The organism is Pseudomonas sp. DTU_2021_1001937_2_SI_NGA_ILE_001 (assembly GCF_032463525.1).
GTDB lineage: Bacteria > Pseudomonadota > Gammaproteobacteria > Pseudomonadales > Pseudomonadaceae > Aquipseudomonas.
In genome coordinates this window covers 5,289,662-5,305,630 of sequence record NZ_CP135971.1, presented here as the reverse complement: position 1 = coordinate 5,305,630, position 15,969 = coordinate 5,289,662, and the positions used below count along the sequence as shown (strand labels likewise).

The following is a 15,969-nucleotide window of genomic DNA, read 5'->3' as shown; positions in this document are numbered from 1 at the left end:
TGCCAGCTTCGCAGCGGCGTCCCTTTACAAAGGCTTTACCCACCCCTGACCGCGCTTGACCTTGCTCTCCCTAGACTGTCCACCAACGGCCACGAGCCGCAATGGAAACCAGGAGAGACACCATGCGCAAGACCCTGATCGCCCTGATGTTCGCAGCAGCCCTGCCCACCGTGACCATGGCCGCGCCCCCCGTACCACCCATCGACGGCCCTGACGCCGGCCCACGCATGCACCAGGACTTCGGCCCCGGCAAGCCACGCGGTCCTCTCGCCTACCTGGACCTGACCCGCGAGCAGCGCATGCAAGTCGGGCGGCTGATGGGTGAACAGGCCCACGAGCGCCGCGAGATCAACCAGCGCTTCCTCGCCAAGCTGCCTGCCCCTGAGCAGAAGGCCATGGACGCCGAGCTGCAGGCCAGCCGCGACAAGACCGATAACGCCATTCGCGCCTTGCTCACCCCCGAGCAGCAGAAGGCCTTCGACGTCGAGAAGCAAAAACGTGACGAGCGCCGTGCCGAGTGGGCAGAGTTCCAGGCCTGGAAAGCCGAAAAGGCCAAAAAGGCGCAATAACCCAGGCTTCTCGCGTAACCTTCGCTCCATCCCGACCCGACATGCCGCGCATGTCGGGTTTTCCTGTTCGAAAGAGGTTGCTCCGTGCGCTCATTGTTCTGGCGAATCCTGGCCAGTTTCTGGCTGGCCATCGCCCTGGTGGCAGGCCTGTCGATCCTGGTCGGCCACATGCTTAACCAGGATGCCTGGATCCTCAGCCGCCATCCGGTACTCAACGAGCTGCCCAAGCGCTGGGCCACGCATTTCGAAGAAGAAGGCCCAGGCGCGGCGCAGGACTTCCTGGAAAAGCTCAAGCGTCGCCACCGCATCGATGTGCAGGTGCTCAACAGCAGCGGCGAGCCGGTCATACCCGGCACCTTCCCGCCGCGTGCCGCCGCCTTCGAAGCCCGCCAGAAGGACGACCCGCAGCAGTTGCCCTGGCGCCGCCTCACCACTGAATACACTAGCCCGAACAGCGGTGAGACCTACCTGCTGATCTACCGCATCCCGCACCCGGAGCTGGACCAATGGCACCGTCAGAGCCTGGTCTGGCCCATCAGTGCACTGCTCATCGCGCTGGTGGTGCTGACCCTGTTCAGCCTGCTGGTCACTCTGTCCATCACCCGCCCGCTGAGCCGCCTGCGCAGTGCCGTGTACGACCTGGGGCAGACCAGCTACCAGCAGCACAGCCTGGCGCAGCTGGCCAACCGCCGCGACGAATTCGGCGTGCTGGCCACCGACTTCAACCGTATGGGCGCGCGCCTGCAAAGCCTGATCGCCAGCCAGCGCCAGCTGTTGCGTGACGTGTCCCATGAACTGCGCTCACCACTGGCGCGCCTGCGCATCGCCCTGGCCCTGGCCGGCCGTGCCTCGCCCGAAGAACGCGAAAAGCTCTGGCCACGCCTGGACCGCGAATGCGACCGCCTGGAGGCGCTGATCAGCGAAATCCTCACCCTGGCGCGTCTTGACGCCGACATGGCCAAGACCGAGCCGGTCGACCTGCAGACACTGCTGCAGCGGGTCAGTAACGACGCGCTGCTCGATGGCCTGCCACCGCCAATCGACCTGCAGGTGCAGGCGCCGCTGAGCGTCGAGGGCTGGCCAGACATGATCGAGCGGGCGGTGGATAACCTGCTGCGTAACGCGCGGCGCTTCAGCCCGGCCGATCGTGCCGTGGAGCTGCATGCCAGTCGCCGTGACGGGCGCATCCGTATCAGTGTCCGCGACCACGGCCCTGGGGCGGCCAGCGAACACCTCGCGCAACTGGGCGAGCCCTTCTTCCGCGCACCCGGCCAGGCCAGCGCCGGACATGGCCTGGGGTTGGCCATCGCCCGCCGCGCCGCCGAACGCCACGGCGGCAGCCTGACCCTGACCAATCATCCCGAAGGTGGCTTTCTGGCGGTGCTGGAGCTGCCGCCAGAGCCGATCACTGCCAGCCTCTGAGTCGCCTCAGCCCTGCCAGGCACTGACGAAGGTGGCGGTGTCTTCCTTGGCGGCGACACGCGGCGGGTTCTGCGGGGTGCCCAGGTAGAGGAAGCCCAGCACCTCTTCGTCGTCCGACAGCCCCAGGCCTTTGGCCACATGGGGCGAAAACGACAGTTCGCCGGTGCGCCACACACCGCCCAGGCCCAGGGCGTAGGCGGCCAGCAGAATGCCGTGGGCAGCGCAGCCAGCGGTGAGCCGCTGTTCGGAGCGCGGCACCTTGGGGTGATCCTGCAGGCGCGCGATGACCACCACCACCAGCGGTGCGCGCAACGGCCCCAGGCGCGCCTTGTCGAGCTGCTGTTCGGTCGGGCTGCCGCCTTGCAGCAGCAAGGCCTCGGCCAGCAGATCGCCCATGCGTTCGCGAGCCGCGCCCTCGACGCAGAGGAAACGATAGGGCTTGAGCAGGCCGTGGTCAGGGGCGCGCAGCGCCGCGCCAAAGAGGATTTCCCGCTGCGCGGCGTCCGGGGCCGGTTCGACCAGCCGCGGAACCGAAACGCGATTGAGCAATACATCGAGTGCCTGCATGGGGTGAATCTCCTTGAACGATGGTCGGGCATTGTAGGGGCTGTGCGCCGTGCGATCGAGTGCCAGGCACGCGACGGGCAGGCGGTTTACTTGGCAGGCGACGCGGGTAGAATGGCGCCTCTTTTCCAGCAGTCAGAGCAGTTTCATGGCGTTGCCGACCCTTCGCATCATCGGTTTCATCATCGGCATCTTCCTGATCACCCTGGCGGTCGCCATGGTTGTGCCCATGCTCACCCTGGTGATCTACGACCGTCTCGACGACCTGCGCTCGTTCCTCTGGGCCAGTGCCATCACCTTCATTGCCGGCCTGGCGCTGGTGATTCCCGGCCGCCCCGAACACGTACACCTGCGCCCTCGGGACATGTACATGCTCACCGTATCGAGCTGGATCGTGGTGTGCGTCTTCGCGGCCCTGCCCTTTCTGCTGACCCAGCACATCAGCTACACCGACTCGTTCTTCGAGAGCATGTCGGGGATCACCGCCACCGGCTCGACAGTGCTCAATCATCTGGACGACATGTCGCCGGGCATCCTGATCTGGCGCTCCATGCTGCACTGGCTGGGCGGTATCGGCTTCATCGGCATGGCGGTGGCGATCCTGCCGCTGCTGCGTATCGGCGGCATGCGCCTGTTCCAGACCGAGTCCTCGGACCGCTCGGAAAAAGTCATGCCGCGCTCGCACATGGTGGCCAAGTACATCATCCTCGCCTACGTCGGCTTCACCGTGCTGGGCACCCTGGGCTTCTGGTGGGCGGGCATGAGCCTGTTCGACGCCATCAACCATGCGATGTCGGCGATCTCCACCGGCGGTTTTTCCACCTCAGACCTGTCGCTGGCCAAGTGGCCACAACCGGCGGTGCACTGGGTGGCCATCGTGGTGATGATCCTTGGCAGCCTGCCCTTCACCCTCTACGTGGCCACCCTGCGTGGCCACCGTAAAGCACTGATTCGCGATGAACAGGTGCAGGGGCTGATCGGCCTGCTGCTGGTCACTTGGGCGCTGATGACTCTGTGGTACGGCCTGACCACCGACCTGCCCTGGCTGGACGCCTTGCGCCACGTCGCGCTGAACGTGACCTCGGTGATTACCACTACGGGCTTCGCCCTGGGCGACTACAGCCTGTGGGGCAATTTCTCGCTGATGCTGTTCTTCTACCTGGGCTTCATTGGCGGCTGCTCGGGCTCGACCGCCGGCGGGGTGAAGATCTTTCGCTTCCAGGTCGCCTACATCCTGCTCAAGGCCAGCCTCAACCAGCTCATCCACCCGCGGGCGGTGATCAAGCAGAAGTACAACGGCCATCGCCTGGACGACGAGATCGTGCGATCGATCCTGACCTTCTCGTTCTTCTTCACCATCACCATTTGCGTGATCGCCCTGCTGCTGTCGCTGCTGGGCCTGGACTGGATGACTGCGCTGACCGGCGCGGCCAGTACCGTGTCCGGCGTCGGCCCGGGGCTGGGTGAGGTCATTGGTCCGGCGGGCAACTTCGCCAGCCTGCCCGATGCCGCCAAGTGGATTCTCTCGGCTGGCATGCTGCTCGGCCGCCTGGAGATCATCACCATTCTGGTGCTTTGCGTCCCGGCCTTCTGGCGCCATTGATGACGAGCCGGTGCGCATGGGGCTAGACTCACGGCACTGGACCCAATAGAGGACGCAGCCCATGGAACAGGTCAGGCAATTCTCAAGCTTTGCCCAGTTCTATCCCTTCTATTTGCAGGAGCACCGCAACAGCACCTGCCGTCGCCTGCACTTCGTGGGCACCAGCCTGGTGATCTTCCTGTTGGCATTCGGCATCGGCAGTGGCCGCTGGTGGCTGCTGTGGCTGGTCCCGCTGGCCGGTTATGGCTTCGCCTGGGTCGGCCACTTCATCTTTGAAAAGAACCGCCCGGCGACCTTCCAGCATCCCTTCTACAGCCTGCTGGGCGACTTCATGATGTTCCGCGACATGCTGCTGGGGCGTGTGCCCTTCTAGGCAGCGCGGTCAGGCGGCCGGCACGGTTTCGCTCTCGCGCTGCTTTTCCAGCTGCTGGGCGTCGGCCAGCCGGTACAACTCGATGGTGCCGTCCAGGTGTTCGATCAACGCGGAGCAGGACTCCACCCAGTCACCGCAGTTGAGGTACTCCACCCCGCCTACGTCACGGATCTCGGCATGGTGGATGTGCCCGCACACCACACCATCCAGGCCGCGGCGCACGCACTCGTGGGCAATGGCCTGCTCGAAGTCGCTGATGAAGTTCACCGCCGTCTTGACCTTGTGCTTGAGGTAGGCCGACAGCGACCAGTAGCCATAGCCGTAGCGGGCGCGCCAGTGGTTGAGCCAGCGGTTGAGGGTCAGGGTGAATTCGTAGGCCGAGTCGCCCAGGAACGCCAGCCAGCGGTGGTAGCGGGTAATGACGTCGAACTGGTCGCCATGAATCACCAGCAGGCGGCGGCCATCGGCGGTGACGTGCTCGGCCTCGTCCAGCAGCTGGATGTTGCCAAGAATCAACTTGGAATAGCGGCGCAGGAATTCGTCATGGTTGCCGGTGATGTAGATCACTTCGGTGCCACGCTTGCTCATGGTCAGCAGGCGGCGGATCACGTTGGTATGCGCCTGCGGCCAGTACATGCCGCCGCGCATCTTCCAGCCATCGATGATGTCGCCCACCAAATAGATACGATCGGCCTGATAGCCCTTGAGGAAACTGGACAAGTGCTCGGCCTGGCAGTCGCGGGTGCCCAAGTGCACGTCAGAGATCCACAGGGTGCGCACGCGTTGCTTGCGGCTGGGTTTGGCGAACTCGGCGCTGCTCATGGGAGGACCTCCGCTGGGTTTTGCCCAGCTTGCCCGGCAGCGGTGACCTGAATGTGACGCCTGCATGGCAGTACAGTGACAACCCTCCAGGCTGCGGCCTGTGTAGACTGCGCCTGCCTTTCCTTTCTTATTGCAAGGACGCTCATGACTCCACGTACTGCACTGGGTGCCCTGCATGGCGGGGCCCTGCTGGTGGGTTTTGCCGGTGTACTCGGCAAGCTGGCGGCCACCACCCCGACGGTCATAGTGTTCGCCCGCGCCGGTTTCGCGGCACTGGCCCTGACGTTATTCATACGCTGGGCCGGTAAACGGCGCTGGCAGGCCCTGTCACTCACACACGGGCTACGCCAGGTCCTTGCAGGCGTGCTGCTGTGCGTGCATTGGGTGGCGTTCTTCCTAGCGGTGAAAACGGCCGGGGTCGCGGTGGCAACCCTGGGCTTCGCTACCTTTCCCGCCTTCACCGTGGCGCTCGAAGCGCTGCTGTTCCGTGAGCGGGTCGGCGCCCGGGAAATGCTCCTGCTGGCTCTGGTCAGCGCCGGCCTGGTGCTGGTTACGCCGCACTTCGATCTGCGCAGCGAGGCCACCGGCGGGCTGCTGTGGGGGGTGTTTTCCGGCTTGACCTTCGCCCTGCTGTCGCTGGCCAACCGCGTCAGTGCCGGGCAGTTGCCCGCCGCCCAGGCCGCGTTGTGTCAGAACCTCATCGTCGCCTTGTGCCTGGCGCCACTGGCCGCCCCGCAGTTGACCCAACTGAACACAATCGACTGGCTGTGGCTGGGCCTGCTCGGGGTGTTCTGCACCGGGCTTGCCCATGGCCTGTTCATCGCCAGCCTGGCGGTGGTCAAGGCGCGAGTCGCGGCGATGGTGTTCACTCTGGAGCCGGTCTACGGCATCGCCTTCGCCTGGCTGCTGTTCGCCGAAACGCCCAGCCCGCGCATGCTGGCCGGCGCGGCGCTGATCGTAGCAGCGATCCTGCTGGCCGGACTCAAGCCACGTCGCCAGCCGGCACCCTGAAATCGTCAGCGGGCCACGCGATCGTTGTGGCCAAGGTCGCGCTCAGGATCGATCTGGTCACGGACCCGCTGCTTGAGTTCCTTGGCCTCCGGGAAGCCGCCATCGGCCTTGCGCTCCCAGATCTGCACCGTGTCGCAGGTGATGCGGAACACCCCGCCACTGCCCGGCTCCAGGCACACCCGCCCCAGGTCGTCGCCGAAAGTGCTGAGCAGCTCCTGGGCCAACCAGGCAGCACGCAACAGCCATTGGCACTGGGTGCAGTAGGTGATGACGATTTCGGCTTTGGCGTCGCTCATGCAGGGCTCCGGGCACGGGAATGAAGAACGCCCATGATACGCCCGTCGAGCCTGCCCTGCCCCTCTCCAACCTTCAGGTGCGCAACGTTCTGCGCGACAGTGTCGAGCTGATGCGCCTCCATGAACTGTAGAGGCCTGTCATGCATGGCGTTGGCGGCGCGCGCAATGGCTTGCACACCGGCAGGCAGAAGATTGCGCGAAAACCGCGTGAAGCCTCCCCGCTCGCCTCCTTAAAAAGTCATAAGTCATTGATATAAAAGAAAATAAAAGGAATGGCACGGATCTTGGTAAAGGTTGCATCCACAGCCTGGCCTTCCCGCCCGGGCGCGACCAGAAACCGCTGCTGACCAAGGAGATCCGGCATGCCCGCTGCCGACCGTGCGGCCTTCACCCTGAACCTCGCAGGCCAGCACGACTTTCAGGTTCTGGCCTTCGATGGCTTCGAGGCGCTCAACCAGCCGTTTCGCTTCGACCTGCAACTGGTCAGCGAACGCCATGACCTTGACCTGTCCACCCTGCTCCATCAGCCGGCCTGGCTGCAACTGGACGCCGCCGGCCACGGCATCCACGGCCAGGTCGCGCGTATCCTGCAGGGCGAGCGCGGTCAGCGGCTGAGCCATTATCAGGTCAGTCTGCAGCCGCGCCTGGCCAATCTGGCCTACCGCATCAACCAGCGGATCTTCCAAAACCTCAGTGCCCCCGAAATCATCGGCCGACTGCTCAAGGAGCACGGCATCCTCGCCAATGCCTGGCGCTTCCATCTTTATACCCCCTGCCCGCCACGCGAATACTGCGTGCAGTACGACGAGTCCGACCTGCACTTCATCCAGCGCCTATGCGAAGAAGAAGGCCTGCACTATCACTTCGAGCACGATCGGCAGGGCCATGTACTGGTATTCGGCGACGACCAGACCTTCTTCCCCAGCCTGCCAGCGCAGAGCTACCACCCGGACACCGGCATGGCGGGCGACGGCCCGGCGGTGACGCGTTTCAACCTGCGTCTGGCGACCCGCAGCAACCATACGGCGCGACGCGACTGGCACTTCGAGATTCCCCGGGTGCCGCTGCACAGCGAAGCCGGCAGTGAAAGCCTGGTGTTGCTCGAAGACTACGATTACCCGGGCCGCTTCACCCATCGTGAACGCGGCCAGGTCCTGGCCAACCGTGCGCTGCAGCGGCACCTTCACGACCAGTACCAGGCCGACGGTCACAGCGGCCAGCCACAACTGCGCAGCGGCCACCTGTTGCCCTTGACCGATCATCCCCGGGACACCTGGAACACCTTGTGGCTACTGACTGAAGTCCATCATGAGGGGCGCCAGCCACAGGTGCTGGAAGAGTCCGCAGGCACATCGCGCGCAAGTGGCGAGGGGCTGCGCCAGGGCTATCGCAACCGCTTCCTGGCCATCCCCGCCAACACCTTCTACCGGCCGCCGTTGCGACACCCCAAGCCGCGCGTGCTCGGCAGCCAGACCGCCATCGTCACCGGCCCGGCCGGGCAGGAGATCCACTGCGATGCCCATGGGCGAATCAAGGTGCGCTTCCACTGGGACCGCGAGGCGCAGAGCGACGAACACTCCAGCTGCTGGATCCGTGTAGCCAGCAGTTGGGCCGGCAACCGCTACGGCGCGGTCAGCCTGCCACGGGTCGGCATGGAAGTGCTGGTCACCTTCCTGGAGGGCGACCCGGACCAGCCGCTGGTCAGCGGCTGCCTCTACCACGGCGACCACCCGCTGCCCTACGCCCTGCCGGAACATCGCACCCGCAGCCTGTTCAAGAGCATGAGCAGCCCCGGCGGAGGCGGATTCAACGAACTGCGCATCGAAGACCGCCAGGGCCAGGAACAGATCTACATCCATGCGCAACGCGACTGGGACGAAGAGATCGGCCACGACCAGAAAATCCATGTCGGCCATGAACGCCACGAGCGCATCGAAGCCAACAGCTACAGCCATTTCCAAGGCGAGGAACACCGCACCACGCTAGGTGATCGCCTTACCGACGTGCAGGCCAGCGACCACCTCAGCGTGGCGCAGAACCAGCACATCCGCATCGGTAGCGCACAACTGATAGAGGCCGGCCAGGAGATCCATCTCAAGGCCGGCAGCAAGCTGGTCCTCGATGCCGGCCAGCAGATCACCCTGATGGCCGGCGGCAGCTGCATCACGCTCGACCCCGGCGGCATCAGCCTCAGCGGCCCGGACGTGCGGATCAACTGTGGCGCCAGCCCGGCCACCGGGACCCCGGCTCAGCCGCGCCTGCCGGGCCACGCGCAAGCCGCTGAACAAGGCCAGGCCGGCCAGTTGCTGGTGCCGGCACAGAACGTTGCGTTCAAACGCACCGGTCGTTGCGAGGTCTGTGAGCGCGCTGCCCAAGGGGACACAGCATGAGCGGTGCGCTGTTCCTGCTGGTCGACGGCCTGCTCAAGCCAGACGCGCTGCGGCAGTTGTACGCTCGCCAGGAAAATCTCGATATCGAACCACTGTACATGGGCACCCGCTGGAGCCAACTCAAAGACAAGGGGCCCATCCTGGTCAAGGCCAGCGAGCGTCTGAGCCAGACCTGGCGCAGCGATGCAGACTGGCGACGCTGTGCCTGCCTGCTGCAGTCCCGCGCCTCGATGGTCGACCTCGCCCGGCACCTGCGGCGCTTCCTCTGCCCGCCAGACTACCTGGGCAATGCCAGCCTGCTGCGGTTTGCCGACCCACTGGTGCTGTACCACTGGCTGGGCAGCTTCGATCAGTCACACCGGGATCGGGTGCTGGGTCCTATAGACAGCCTGTGGGTAGAAAGGCCCCGGCAACCCTGGCAACCACCTCACGCCAGCGCGGAGGAAACCGTGCAGTTCGCCGTGCTGACCCCGGTGACCACCTGGGACCCCGGCTTCGCCCTTCAGGGCCAGGCGCAATTGGATGCACTGGAGCAAGCCAATGACTTCCTGTTCCAGCGCCGCCTCTACCAGGCCATACACCATGAAGACCCTGCAGCCTTCACCGCCTTGCCCAGCGCAGCCATCGATGCCTGGCTGGCCGATGCGCTCTGTAGCGGCCGCGACTGGGGGCTGACCAGCGAGTTCGCCCTGGCCACCTGGGCCTGGTATCGCCATGAACTGGGCACGGACTTCATCGACGTGGCTGACGGCCCTTACCAGACCTGGCTGCAACTGCAGCCTCAGTGCGCCGAACTGCCACCCGAGCTGCGCCTGGACGCCTTCGACCAGTACCGCATGCAGCCAGCCCCTCAAGCCTGCGAGCCTGACCATGACTGACAAATCCGGAAACCGCCGCCAGCGCCTAGCCAGTTGCTTCGACAAGACACCGGCCAGCGGCACCAGTACCTGCCCATTCAAGGGGCCGGACATTGCCATCGTGCCGGTGCGCTACGCCCTGGACAGATCGCGCCACGACAGCGACCCCAATGCGCTCAAGCCACTGCCGGCACAAGGCCGATGGACCGTGCTGCCGCAACTGCAAACTCGCCCTTACACACTGCGCCAGTTGCAGGACGGCTACCTCTATGTTTTCGACGAAACCGCGAAAACCCTGCATGAATACCAGTATCGCGCCAAGGATGCCTGCCTCACGCGCATCATCTGGGGCGACGCCCATGTCGGCCAGGACCAGCGCAAGCCCAAAGTCGACCAGAACAGCGACGCCAAGCCCTACCTGCTCTATCCGCGCAAGCATGTGCTGCATATCGCCTACGCGCCCATGCAGTGGACCTGGCGCATTTGCGAACACCTGCGCTCGCATGAAGGCAGCCGCGCCCAATGGATGAAACGCCTGGACCTGGCCGCCTACAGCCTGAGCATGAACGAACCGGATACCTTGCCGCTGAGCGAACTGGCACTGGCAGTCGCCGACATCGACGCGGGCCAAGTCACCGAAGACGCACGTTTCGCAGACACCAGCGTGCCCACCCAGGCACCACCAGAAGCGCCGACGAAGGGCCAGAAGCCTAACTGGGTCGCGGTGGGCGCCGACGTGCACTGGCTGGGCAGCGTGCCCGACAAAGACAGCGCCCTGCTCATTGCCCTGGACGATCCACTGGCCGTCCTCCAGGACCTTGGCCTGCAACTCGCGGCGGACCAGGCGGCTTATCACCTCTGGCAGGAAGAGCATGAACATCGCATTCAGATCGCCAACATCGTTTCCCAACTGTGTGGCTTGCCTAGCGAGCCCAAGGAAAAGCTGCCGGAGACGGTACGGGGAGATCCGGGCAGGACGCAGGAGTATCTGCTGGACGCGGAGGCGTATCTGGTGCAGTGGAAAATGGACCGCGGCGATATCGTTCCCCATCCCCCATCGGAAGATGCGACGGAAGGTCTATATGAAAGTTCGCGCCTGTTTTATGCCTTGCGCGAAAACTACAGGAGCCAACCCACAGACAGCGACTTCCTGGAATGGAAAGAGCGCGACAAATGGCGGCGTGAAGTCGACCTGCCCGGCGCGCGTCGATATCTCCAGCAACAACACGCCACGAAGAAAACACTGCTTGATCGCGTGAAGCAGACCCAGGCCGACTTCAAGCGCTGGTCCAACCATATCAGCCTGGATACGCTCAAACTGTTCATCGACAACGGCAACCCGCGCACCCTGCTCTATCTCGAGGAGCTCATGCTGCATTTGGCGGAGATCTTCGTGCAGGGCGAAGACGCCACTCTATGGATGTTGAAGCAGGAGCAGAACGCCACGACCCTGTTCGGCACCCTGCGCTACGGTTTCTCACCGGAGCTGAAGGAGGCGCTGCACCAGGAATCCGGCAAGCTGATTGGCGGGTTCTCGGATATCGCCAATATCGCCAGCCGTGCCGGGGAGCTGAACAGCGTACTTAACCACACCGAGTTCGCGAATTCGCCATGGATGAACACTCTAAAGCAACCGGCCCGCGATACCTTCGCCGCTCTGCAGACCCTGGCGCGCAGCGGCACCGCCGCCATGGCCGCTCTCACCGAAAAACTACTGATGGTCTTCACCCCGATCGACGCCAGACTGGCCGCTGGCGAACATCAGAATCTTCCAGCACTGCTGCGCAACCTGCTGATGGGGCAGGTGCTGACCAACGCGCCGCACAGTTTGAAGATCGATCCGGATATTCCGCGCAAATTGCACGAATGGAAGCAGGAACGCGCGCGCCTGCACCAGCAGTTGCAAAGCCTGCAGCGCCGCTGGTTCGTCACAGAACCCTGGGGTCGTAACGGCCTGACCCACGAACTGGAAAGCCTGATGCGGAAGGCTCAGGCCCATGACATCAAGATCCCCGCGCTGCTCGACTACCAAAACGGCCGGTACACAACCGCAGTCACCGCGATGATGAGCGACTTCATCACTTTGGGTAAGACCACAGCAGCCGACTGGACCACACACAAGAAGCAATGGATGCAAAGCCGTGGCCTCAACTTGAGTGTAGGGTTCAGTGTGGGCGTGGTTTTCATCAACCTCATCAATACCGCGCTGGTGACAAAAGCCGCTACTCACGACGGCAAGGTAAGCAGTCCAGAGCTGATCAAGATTGGATATAACCTGGGGTATACCGCAAACCTGTTCATGTCGCTGTTCGTCGATGCTCCTTGGAGCATCATTAAGGATGCTCCGGCTATCCGGGTAGGCAATAACAATCTTTCGCTTCTAGACCGCTCTGCACACTTCTGGAAAGCACAGGGTCATGCGCAGTTGAGCAAGACGGTTTCGGCTTTTAGGGCCAGGATTTTTGCAAGTGGGCTTTTCTTGCTCACTGCCGCATTGCTGGAGCTAATGGAGATACAAAGCGATTTGAGTAAAGCCAAAGACTCTGAAGAACGGAACCTGCTTCGGATAAAGTCGGCGTTTGTCATGGGCATGGGGGTCGCCGGTTTCCTGCAGATCACCAGCGCGCCAACCGTAGTCGGAAAATATACTTCCCGTATTGTCGGAAACGTGATCTTTTTCATAGTCGCAGTGGTCCTAGGGCTTGGCTACTTAGCCACATCTCTTGCACTGAATAAACTTAAACGGGACGCGCTAGGTACATGGCTCGCCAAATGCAGCTGGTCTATCCATCAGCCACTCAGATACTCGAAAACACCAGAAGGTCGCCTTCAGGAAAAAGAAGATTTCCGCGAAATTGAGCTCAGCCCCTTGATTTTTAGTAAGAGCACTTACTACGACCCTTACGCAGCCGGCGACACCATGGAAGACACGCCTACCGTACAGAATGGAGCATGGATACAAGTTCTTATCCCTGGCGAACTGCGTGGACAGTACGTCAACATTGAAATTTGCAGCACGCGGCAATTTTTAGCAGCTGCACCACAGAAAAAGATAGAAGAAAATCTGAACAGCGCTTTCTTCCACAACGGCGAATTCAAAAGTGACGCCGACTGGGGTCACGTTAAAAATGAGAGACCGAGCACACATCGCTCATCAGCCGCTTGGCCAAAGTTAGAGTACAAACAGAGCGTCATCTGGGAAGTCTGGGTACCGCTGGACAAACACGCCGAGTACATGGAAATGCAAATATGGTATCCAGAAAACCTGTTTCAATTTAATAAAAAAGACAGAGCCTATCGTTTTCACATCGAATTAAAAACATCCGGTTCCGTTCATAGTGACGGATTAACCAGTCCAGATCAGCTAATCACCTACAAAAAAGATAGAGAGGGCACGAAAAAAATCTGGATCATTCCGTAAAGCTATTCATTACCTCCATATCGAAAAACCCCTTTACAAGAATCGGTCCTTGCATGCCATCCCACCTCCTTCTCTCGCAGCAAAGCGCCATGTCCGCCCAAGAAGAGACATTCGCCAGCATTCAGGTGTTGAACGAATGGAAAATAATCACGTTCGATAGCGATAGAAAAGGCGTCATACGCGTTAGAGCCTTTTTCACCCTCACGATATTTACGATATGGCTTGCGGCCGGCTTCTTCATTTGGGTCGGTCCAGACGACGCCCTTTACCTGGTGTCTTATCCGGCCATCTCCGCGACCGTGCTGTTTATTTACTTTCTAAATTTCACCCCTCAAAAAAATATATATCATTACACACTTTTCGACCACTTCGCCAAGTATAGCTTCTGCCCTTACTTCCACCGAGACTCTAGACTCATCCTTCGGTATTTCATCATGGGATGCTTCATTTTCGTGATTATACTGGCCGTGCAACTGGACTCCATGGAGGTCCTGCTGCTAGGAAGCCTGTATCTGATTTTTAACGGCGCTCTCCATCTGCTCTACTGGAAAGCTCCGGATCCGGAACTAGTAAATAGTCCGCCTTGGGGTGCGATCAACTCGGCGATTATTGACAAAAAAAATCGCATTATCGCTCTAGTCGTCGACGACACGACCGCTGGCTTCGAAATGTACTTACATGATCATGAGCACCTCGAACGATGCCTTGTATTTCTCAAACGTCATTTACCACGGCATGTTTCTTACATCGAAAGGTGCTGGCGGCAATAACAGCCAGCAGCTGACCTGTAACTAAGTACCTTTCCTTTCCTTCAGCGCGGAACAACGCTCGCCATGTCCCTACACACCTTACTTTCAAGCATAAACCTCGAGAACAATCAAGCCAAAGAAATCAACCATAGCGAGTACTCCCCCGAATGGACGGTAAAAGCTTATGACGCCTCCCCAACGAAGATCATGGGCATAAAGCTAACCTTTGCCGGCTTGATCGCGGTCGTGTGGGGGGTGGCTAGCTGGACGTGGCAGGCAAATTTAGAGGTTGACAAATTTGCTGTTGAAGCCACTGCGGTGATTCTGACCACTGTTTTGCTTTTTCTTTTTAAGTTCGTTATGCAGAAATCGGTCTTTCACTACACCCTGCACTCCACACACGGTCAATACCGCTGTAACCGTTACCAATACAACAATACAGAAATCCTGCTTCAATACTTTGTAATTGGACTTTTCTCGCTTTATATCATCATCGCGTTATATATGGAGTCACTCATCGCCATTTTTCTTGGAGCAGCCTACCTGCAGGCCAGTAGGCTGTTCAACCTCATGAGCTGGAAGAATGCAAAGCCGCAAACTATAACGAGCGCCCCATGGACTAAATTTGACACCATGCTCATTGATCGAAAACACAACTTTATCGTGCTAAGAACCGAAAAAATCGCACATGAATTTAAGTTATATTTTATTGAAGAAACGCACCTCGAACGCCATATAGCCTACCTGAAATCGGTATTACGGCCTAACATTCGGCACATTGAGAAAAAATAAAACTTGCACATAAAATCTCACCAGCCTGACGACTTTCAGATGTACATCTAAACGTGCAACCACATCATCTCCTTAGATTACGCCGTCTCAAAATTCCTCATGCATTGACTGGGAGTGCTCCGCAATTGACACGCTGGCAACGACCTGAGACGACTGAGTTACAAATTTGGTATCCGCCCACTCTGTTGCCCACTAAACACTTGAACTTAAGTTATCGCCTTCAATCCTACCTCAGACTTTTTACGCAGGACAGTAATGAGAGGCTGACAGAATCATCCTGGTTTATCACTCATGAAAATCGCGACAGCGCACAACCGATCCTGGTCATACCTTAGAGACTGGAGCACCCTGGATGTCACTAAAAACGATAATCGCGAGCGAAAACGCAGAACATTTAGAGGATACCGAGAGCCTCGGAATTCAGCCTATGGATGAATGGATAATAAAATGCTTGGACGGCGGCAGAAAGGAAACGCGAAATACGAAGATTTTTTTCACGACGCTGATTTTACTAATATGGATAATCGCGAGCTGGTTCATAGCGTACGGCTCGGAGGACGGTTCGCTTCTGGCAAAATCTCTCGCCATCTTCTGTACCTGCTATCTTCTTATAGCCATGAAGCTAGCATTTCAAAAATCAGTTTTTCACTACATTCTCTACCCCACTCACTGCCAATATCATTACTCTCTCGACCACCCCAAAAACATGGAGAGCGTTCTAAGACACATCGTAATCGGATTCTTCATCACTGTTTTCAGTATTGCACTCTACCTGCAATCTCTGCAAGTTCTGCTGTTTTGTATCATCTATCTAATCTACAATGGCGTAATTCGTCTATGGCATTGGAAACGCCCTGCCCCGCAGCTGATCAAAAGTGCTCCTTGGCAAGACTTCAAGACCGTGATCATCGACCGCAAGTATCGAATCGTCATGCTACTGATCGACGAACCCACCATCGGCTTTGAGGTACGCCTACTCGACGACCAACATGTGGAGCGTTATCTGGCCTTCTTGCAAACGGTCTTGCCACCCCATGTGCGATACCGAGAAGAGACGTGGGAATGGTAATACATGACGACGCATGCTCGTCGCGCCTTAA

General features: G+C 60.1%; 14 protein-coding genes. 11 read left to right on the top strand and 3 right to left on the bottom strand.

Translation table 11 applies throughout. The annotated features are described in order from the left end of the window. The first annotated feature begins 122 nt into the window (after positions 1-122). Positions 123-569: a Spy/CpxP family protein refolding chaperone gene (locus RRX38_RS23325; protein WP_295475843.1), complete on the top strand. Its 447-nt coding sequence runs from the start codon at positions 123-125 to the stop codon at positions 567-569. Positions 570-653: 84 nt separating this feature from the next. Then, positions 654-1,991 carry a HAMP domain-containing sensor histidine kinase gene (locus RRX38_RS23320; protein ID WP_315960839.1) on the top strand — a complete coding sequence of 446 codons (1,338 nt, stop codon included), beginning with the start codon at positions 654-656 and terminating at the stop codon, positions 1,989-1,991. A 6-nt stretch (positions 1,992-1,997) separates the two neighbouring features. Here the strand turns inward: RRX38_RS23320 and RRX38_RS23315 are convergent, their stop codons facing one another. Beyond that, a complete protein-coding gene (locus tag RRX38_RS23315) occupies positions 1,998-2,558 on the bottom strand; it encodes a nitroreductase family protein (protein ID WP_295475837.1) in 561 nt (186 codons plus the stop codon). Between the two features lie 145 nt (positions 2,559-2,703). Between RRX38_RS23315 and RRX38_RS23310 the strand changes: the two genes are divergently transcribed. Both RRX38_RS23310 and RRX38_RS23305 read left to right on the top strand, forming a co-directional pair. After that, positions 2,704-4,158, top strand: coding sequence for a TrkH family potassium uptake protein (locus RRX38_RS23310; RefSeq protein ID WP_295475834.1), 1,455 nt, complete (start codon positions 2,704-2,706; stop codon positions 4,156-4,158). A 61-nt stretch (positions 4,159-4,219) separates the two neighbouring features. Next, on the top strand, positions 4,220-4,531 hold the full coding sequence (locus RRX38_RS23305) for a DUF962 domain-containing protein (RefSeq protein WP_315960837.1): 312 nt from the start codon (positions 4,220-4,222) through the stop codon (positions 4,529-4,531). A gap of 9 nt (positions 4,532-4,540) precedes the next feature. Here the strand turns inward: RRX38_RS23305 and RRX38_RS23300 are convergent, their stop codons facing one another. Further along, entirely contained in the window at positions 4,541-5,353 is an 813-nt protein-coding gene (locus RRX38_RS23300; RefSeq protein ID WP_315960836.1) for a UDP-2,3-diacylglucosamine diphosphatase, read from the bottom strand. A gap of 144 nt (positions 5,354-5,497) precedes the next feature. Here RRX38_RS23300 and RRX38_RS23295 point away from each other — a divergent pair, with 144 nt between their 5' ends. After that, positions 5,498-6,364 (top strand): DMT family transporter, encoded by an 867-nt coding sequence (locus RRX38_RS23295; protein ID WP_315960835.1) that lies wholly within the window; start codon positions 5,498-5,500, stop codon positions 6,362-6,364. Positions 6,365-6,369: 5 nt separating this feature from the next. On the opposite strand, the gene RRX38_RS23290 is transcribed toward RRX38_RS23295, so the two are convergent. Next, positions 6,370-6,660, bottom strand: coding sequence for a SelT/SelW/SelH family protein (locus tag RRX38_RS23290; protein WP_295475822.1), 291 nt, complete (start codon positions 6,658-6,660; stop codon positions 6,370-6,372). 362 nt (positions 6,661-7,022) lie between these two features. Here RRX38_RS23290 and tssI point away from each other — a divergent pair, with 362 nt between their 5' ends. The 6 genes from tssI to RRX38_RS23260 all read left to right on the top strand — a co-directional run bounded on the left by tssI (position 7,023) and on the right by RRX38_RS23260 (position 15,938). Further along, positions 7,023-9,050, top strand: a complete 2,028-nt coding sequence (tssI, locus tag RRX38_RS23285) for a type VI secretion system tip protein TssI/VgrG (RefSeq protein WP_315960834.1) — start codon at positions 7,023-7,025, stop codon at positions 9,048-9,050. After that, a complete protein-coding gene (locus RRX38_RS23280; protein WP_315960833.1) occupies positions 9,047-9,928 on the top strand; it encodes a DUF4123 domain-containing protein in 882 nt (293 codons plus the stop codon). The genes tssI and RRX38_RS23280 overlap by 4 nt, the downstream gene beginning before the upstream one ends. Continuing rightward, entirely contained in the window at positions 9,921-13,328 is a 3,408-nt protein-coding gene (locus RRX38_RS23275; protein WP_315960832.1) for a T6SS effector BTH_I2691 family protein, read from the top strand. Before RRX38_RS23280 ends, RRX38_RS23275 begins: the two co-directional genes overlap by 8 nt. An 89-nt stretch (positions 13,329-13,417) precedes the next feature. After that, positions 13,418-14,098 (top strand): hypothetical protein, encoded by a 681-nt coding sequence (locus RRX38_RS23270; protein ID WP_315960831.1) that lies wholly within the window; start codon positions 13,418-13,420, stop codon positions 14,096-14,098. A gap of 63 nt (positions 14,099-14,161) precedes the next feature. Then, the gene (locus RRX38_RS23265; RefSeq protein WP_315960830.1) at positions 14,162-14,869 is read left to right on the top strand and encodes a hypothetical protein; all 708 of its coding nucleotides are present in this window, start codon (positions 14,162-14,164) and stop codon (positions 14,867-14,869) included. A 352-nt stretch (positions 14,870-15,221) separates the two neighbouring features. After that, complete coding sequence (locus RRX38_RS23260) at positions 15,222-15,938, top strand: hypothetical protein (protein ID WP_315960829.1); 717 nt, start codon at positions 15,222-15,224, stop codon at positions 15,936-15,938. Positions 15,939-15,969: the final 31 nt, after the last annotated feature.

What these genes read in the sequence shown, in the direction of transcription:
- RRX38_RS23265 (WP_315960830.1), top strand. Translation starts at nt 14,162, where the DNA reads ATGTCCCTACACACCTTACTTTCAAGCATAAACCTCGAGAACAATCAA.
- RRX38_RS23315 (WP_295475837.1), bottom strand. Translation starts at nt 2,558, where the DNA reads ATGCAGGCACTCGATGTATTGCTCAATCGCGTTTCGGTTCCGCGGCTG.
- RRX38_RS23310 (WP_295475834.1), top strand. Translation starts at nt 2,704, where the DNA reads ATGGCGTTGCCGACCCTTCGCATCATCGGTTTCATCATCGGCATCTTC.
- RRX38_RS23260 (WP_315960829.1), top strand. Translation starts at nt 15,222, where the DNA reads ATGTCACTAAAAACGATAATCGCGAGCGAAAACGCAGAACATTTAGAG.
- RRX38_RS23300 (WP_315960836.1), bottom strand. Translation starts at nt 5,353, where the DNA reads ATGAGCAGCGCCGAGTTCGCCAAACCCAGCCGCAAGCAACGCGTGCGC.
- RRX38_RS23295 (WP_315960835.1), top strand. Translation starts at nt 5,498, where the DNA reads ATGACTCCACGTACTGCACTGGGTGCCCTGCATGGCGGGGCCCTGCTG.
- RRX38_RS23275 (WP_315960832.1), top strand. Translation starts at nt 9,921, where the DNA reads ATGACTGACAAATCCGGAAACCGCCGCCAGCGCCTAGCCAGTTGCTTC.
- RRX38_RS23270 (WP_315960831.1), top strand. Translation starts at nt 13,418, where the DNA reads ATGTCCGCCCAAGAAGAGACATTCGCCAGCATTCAGGTGTTGAACGAA.
- RRX38_RS23305 (WP_315960837.1), top strand. Translation starts at nt 4,220, where the DNA reads ATGGAACAGGTCAGGCAATTCTCAAGCTTTGCCCAGTTCTATCCCTTC.
- RRX38_RS23290 (WP_295475822.1), bottom strand. Translation starts at nt 6,660, where the DNA reads ATGAGCGACGCCAAAGCCGAAATCGTCATCACCTACTGCACCCAGTGC.
- RRX38_RS23325 (WP_295475843.1), top strand. Translation starts at nt 123, where the DNA reads ATGCGCAAGACCCTGATCGCCCTGATGTTCGCAGCAGCCCTGCCCACC.
- tssI (WP_315960834.1), top strand. Translation starts at nt 7,023, where the DNA reads ATGCCCGCTGCCGACCGTGCGGCCTTCACCCTGAACCTCGCAGGCCAG.
- RRX38_RS23280 (WP_315960833.1), top strand. Translation starts at nt 9,047, where the DNA reads ATGAGCGGTGCGCTGTTCCTGCTGGTCGACGGCCTGCTCAAGCCAGAC.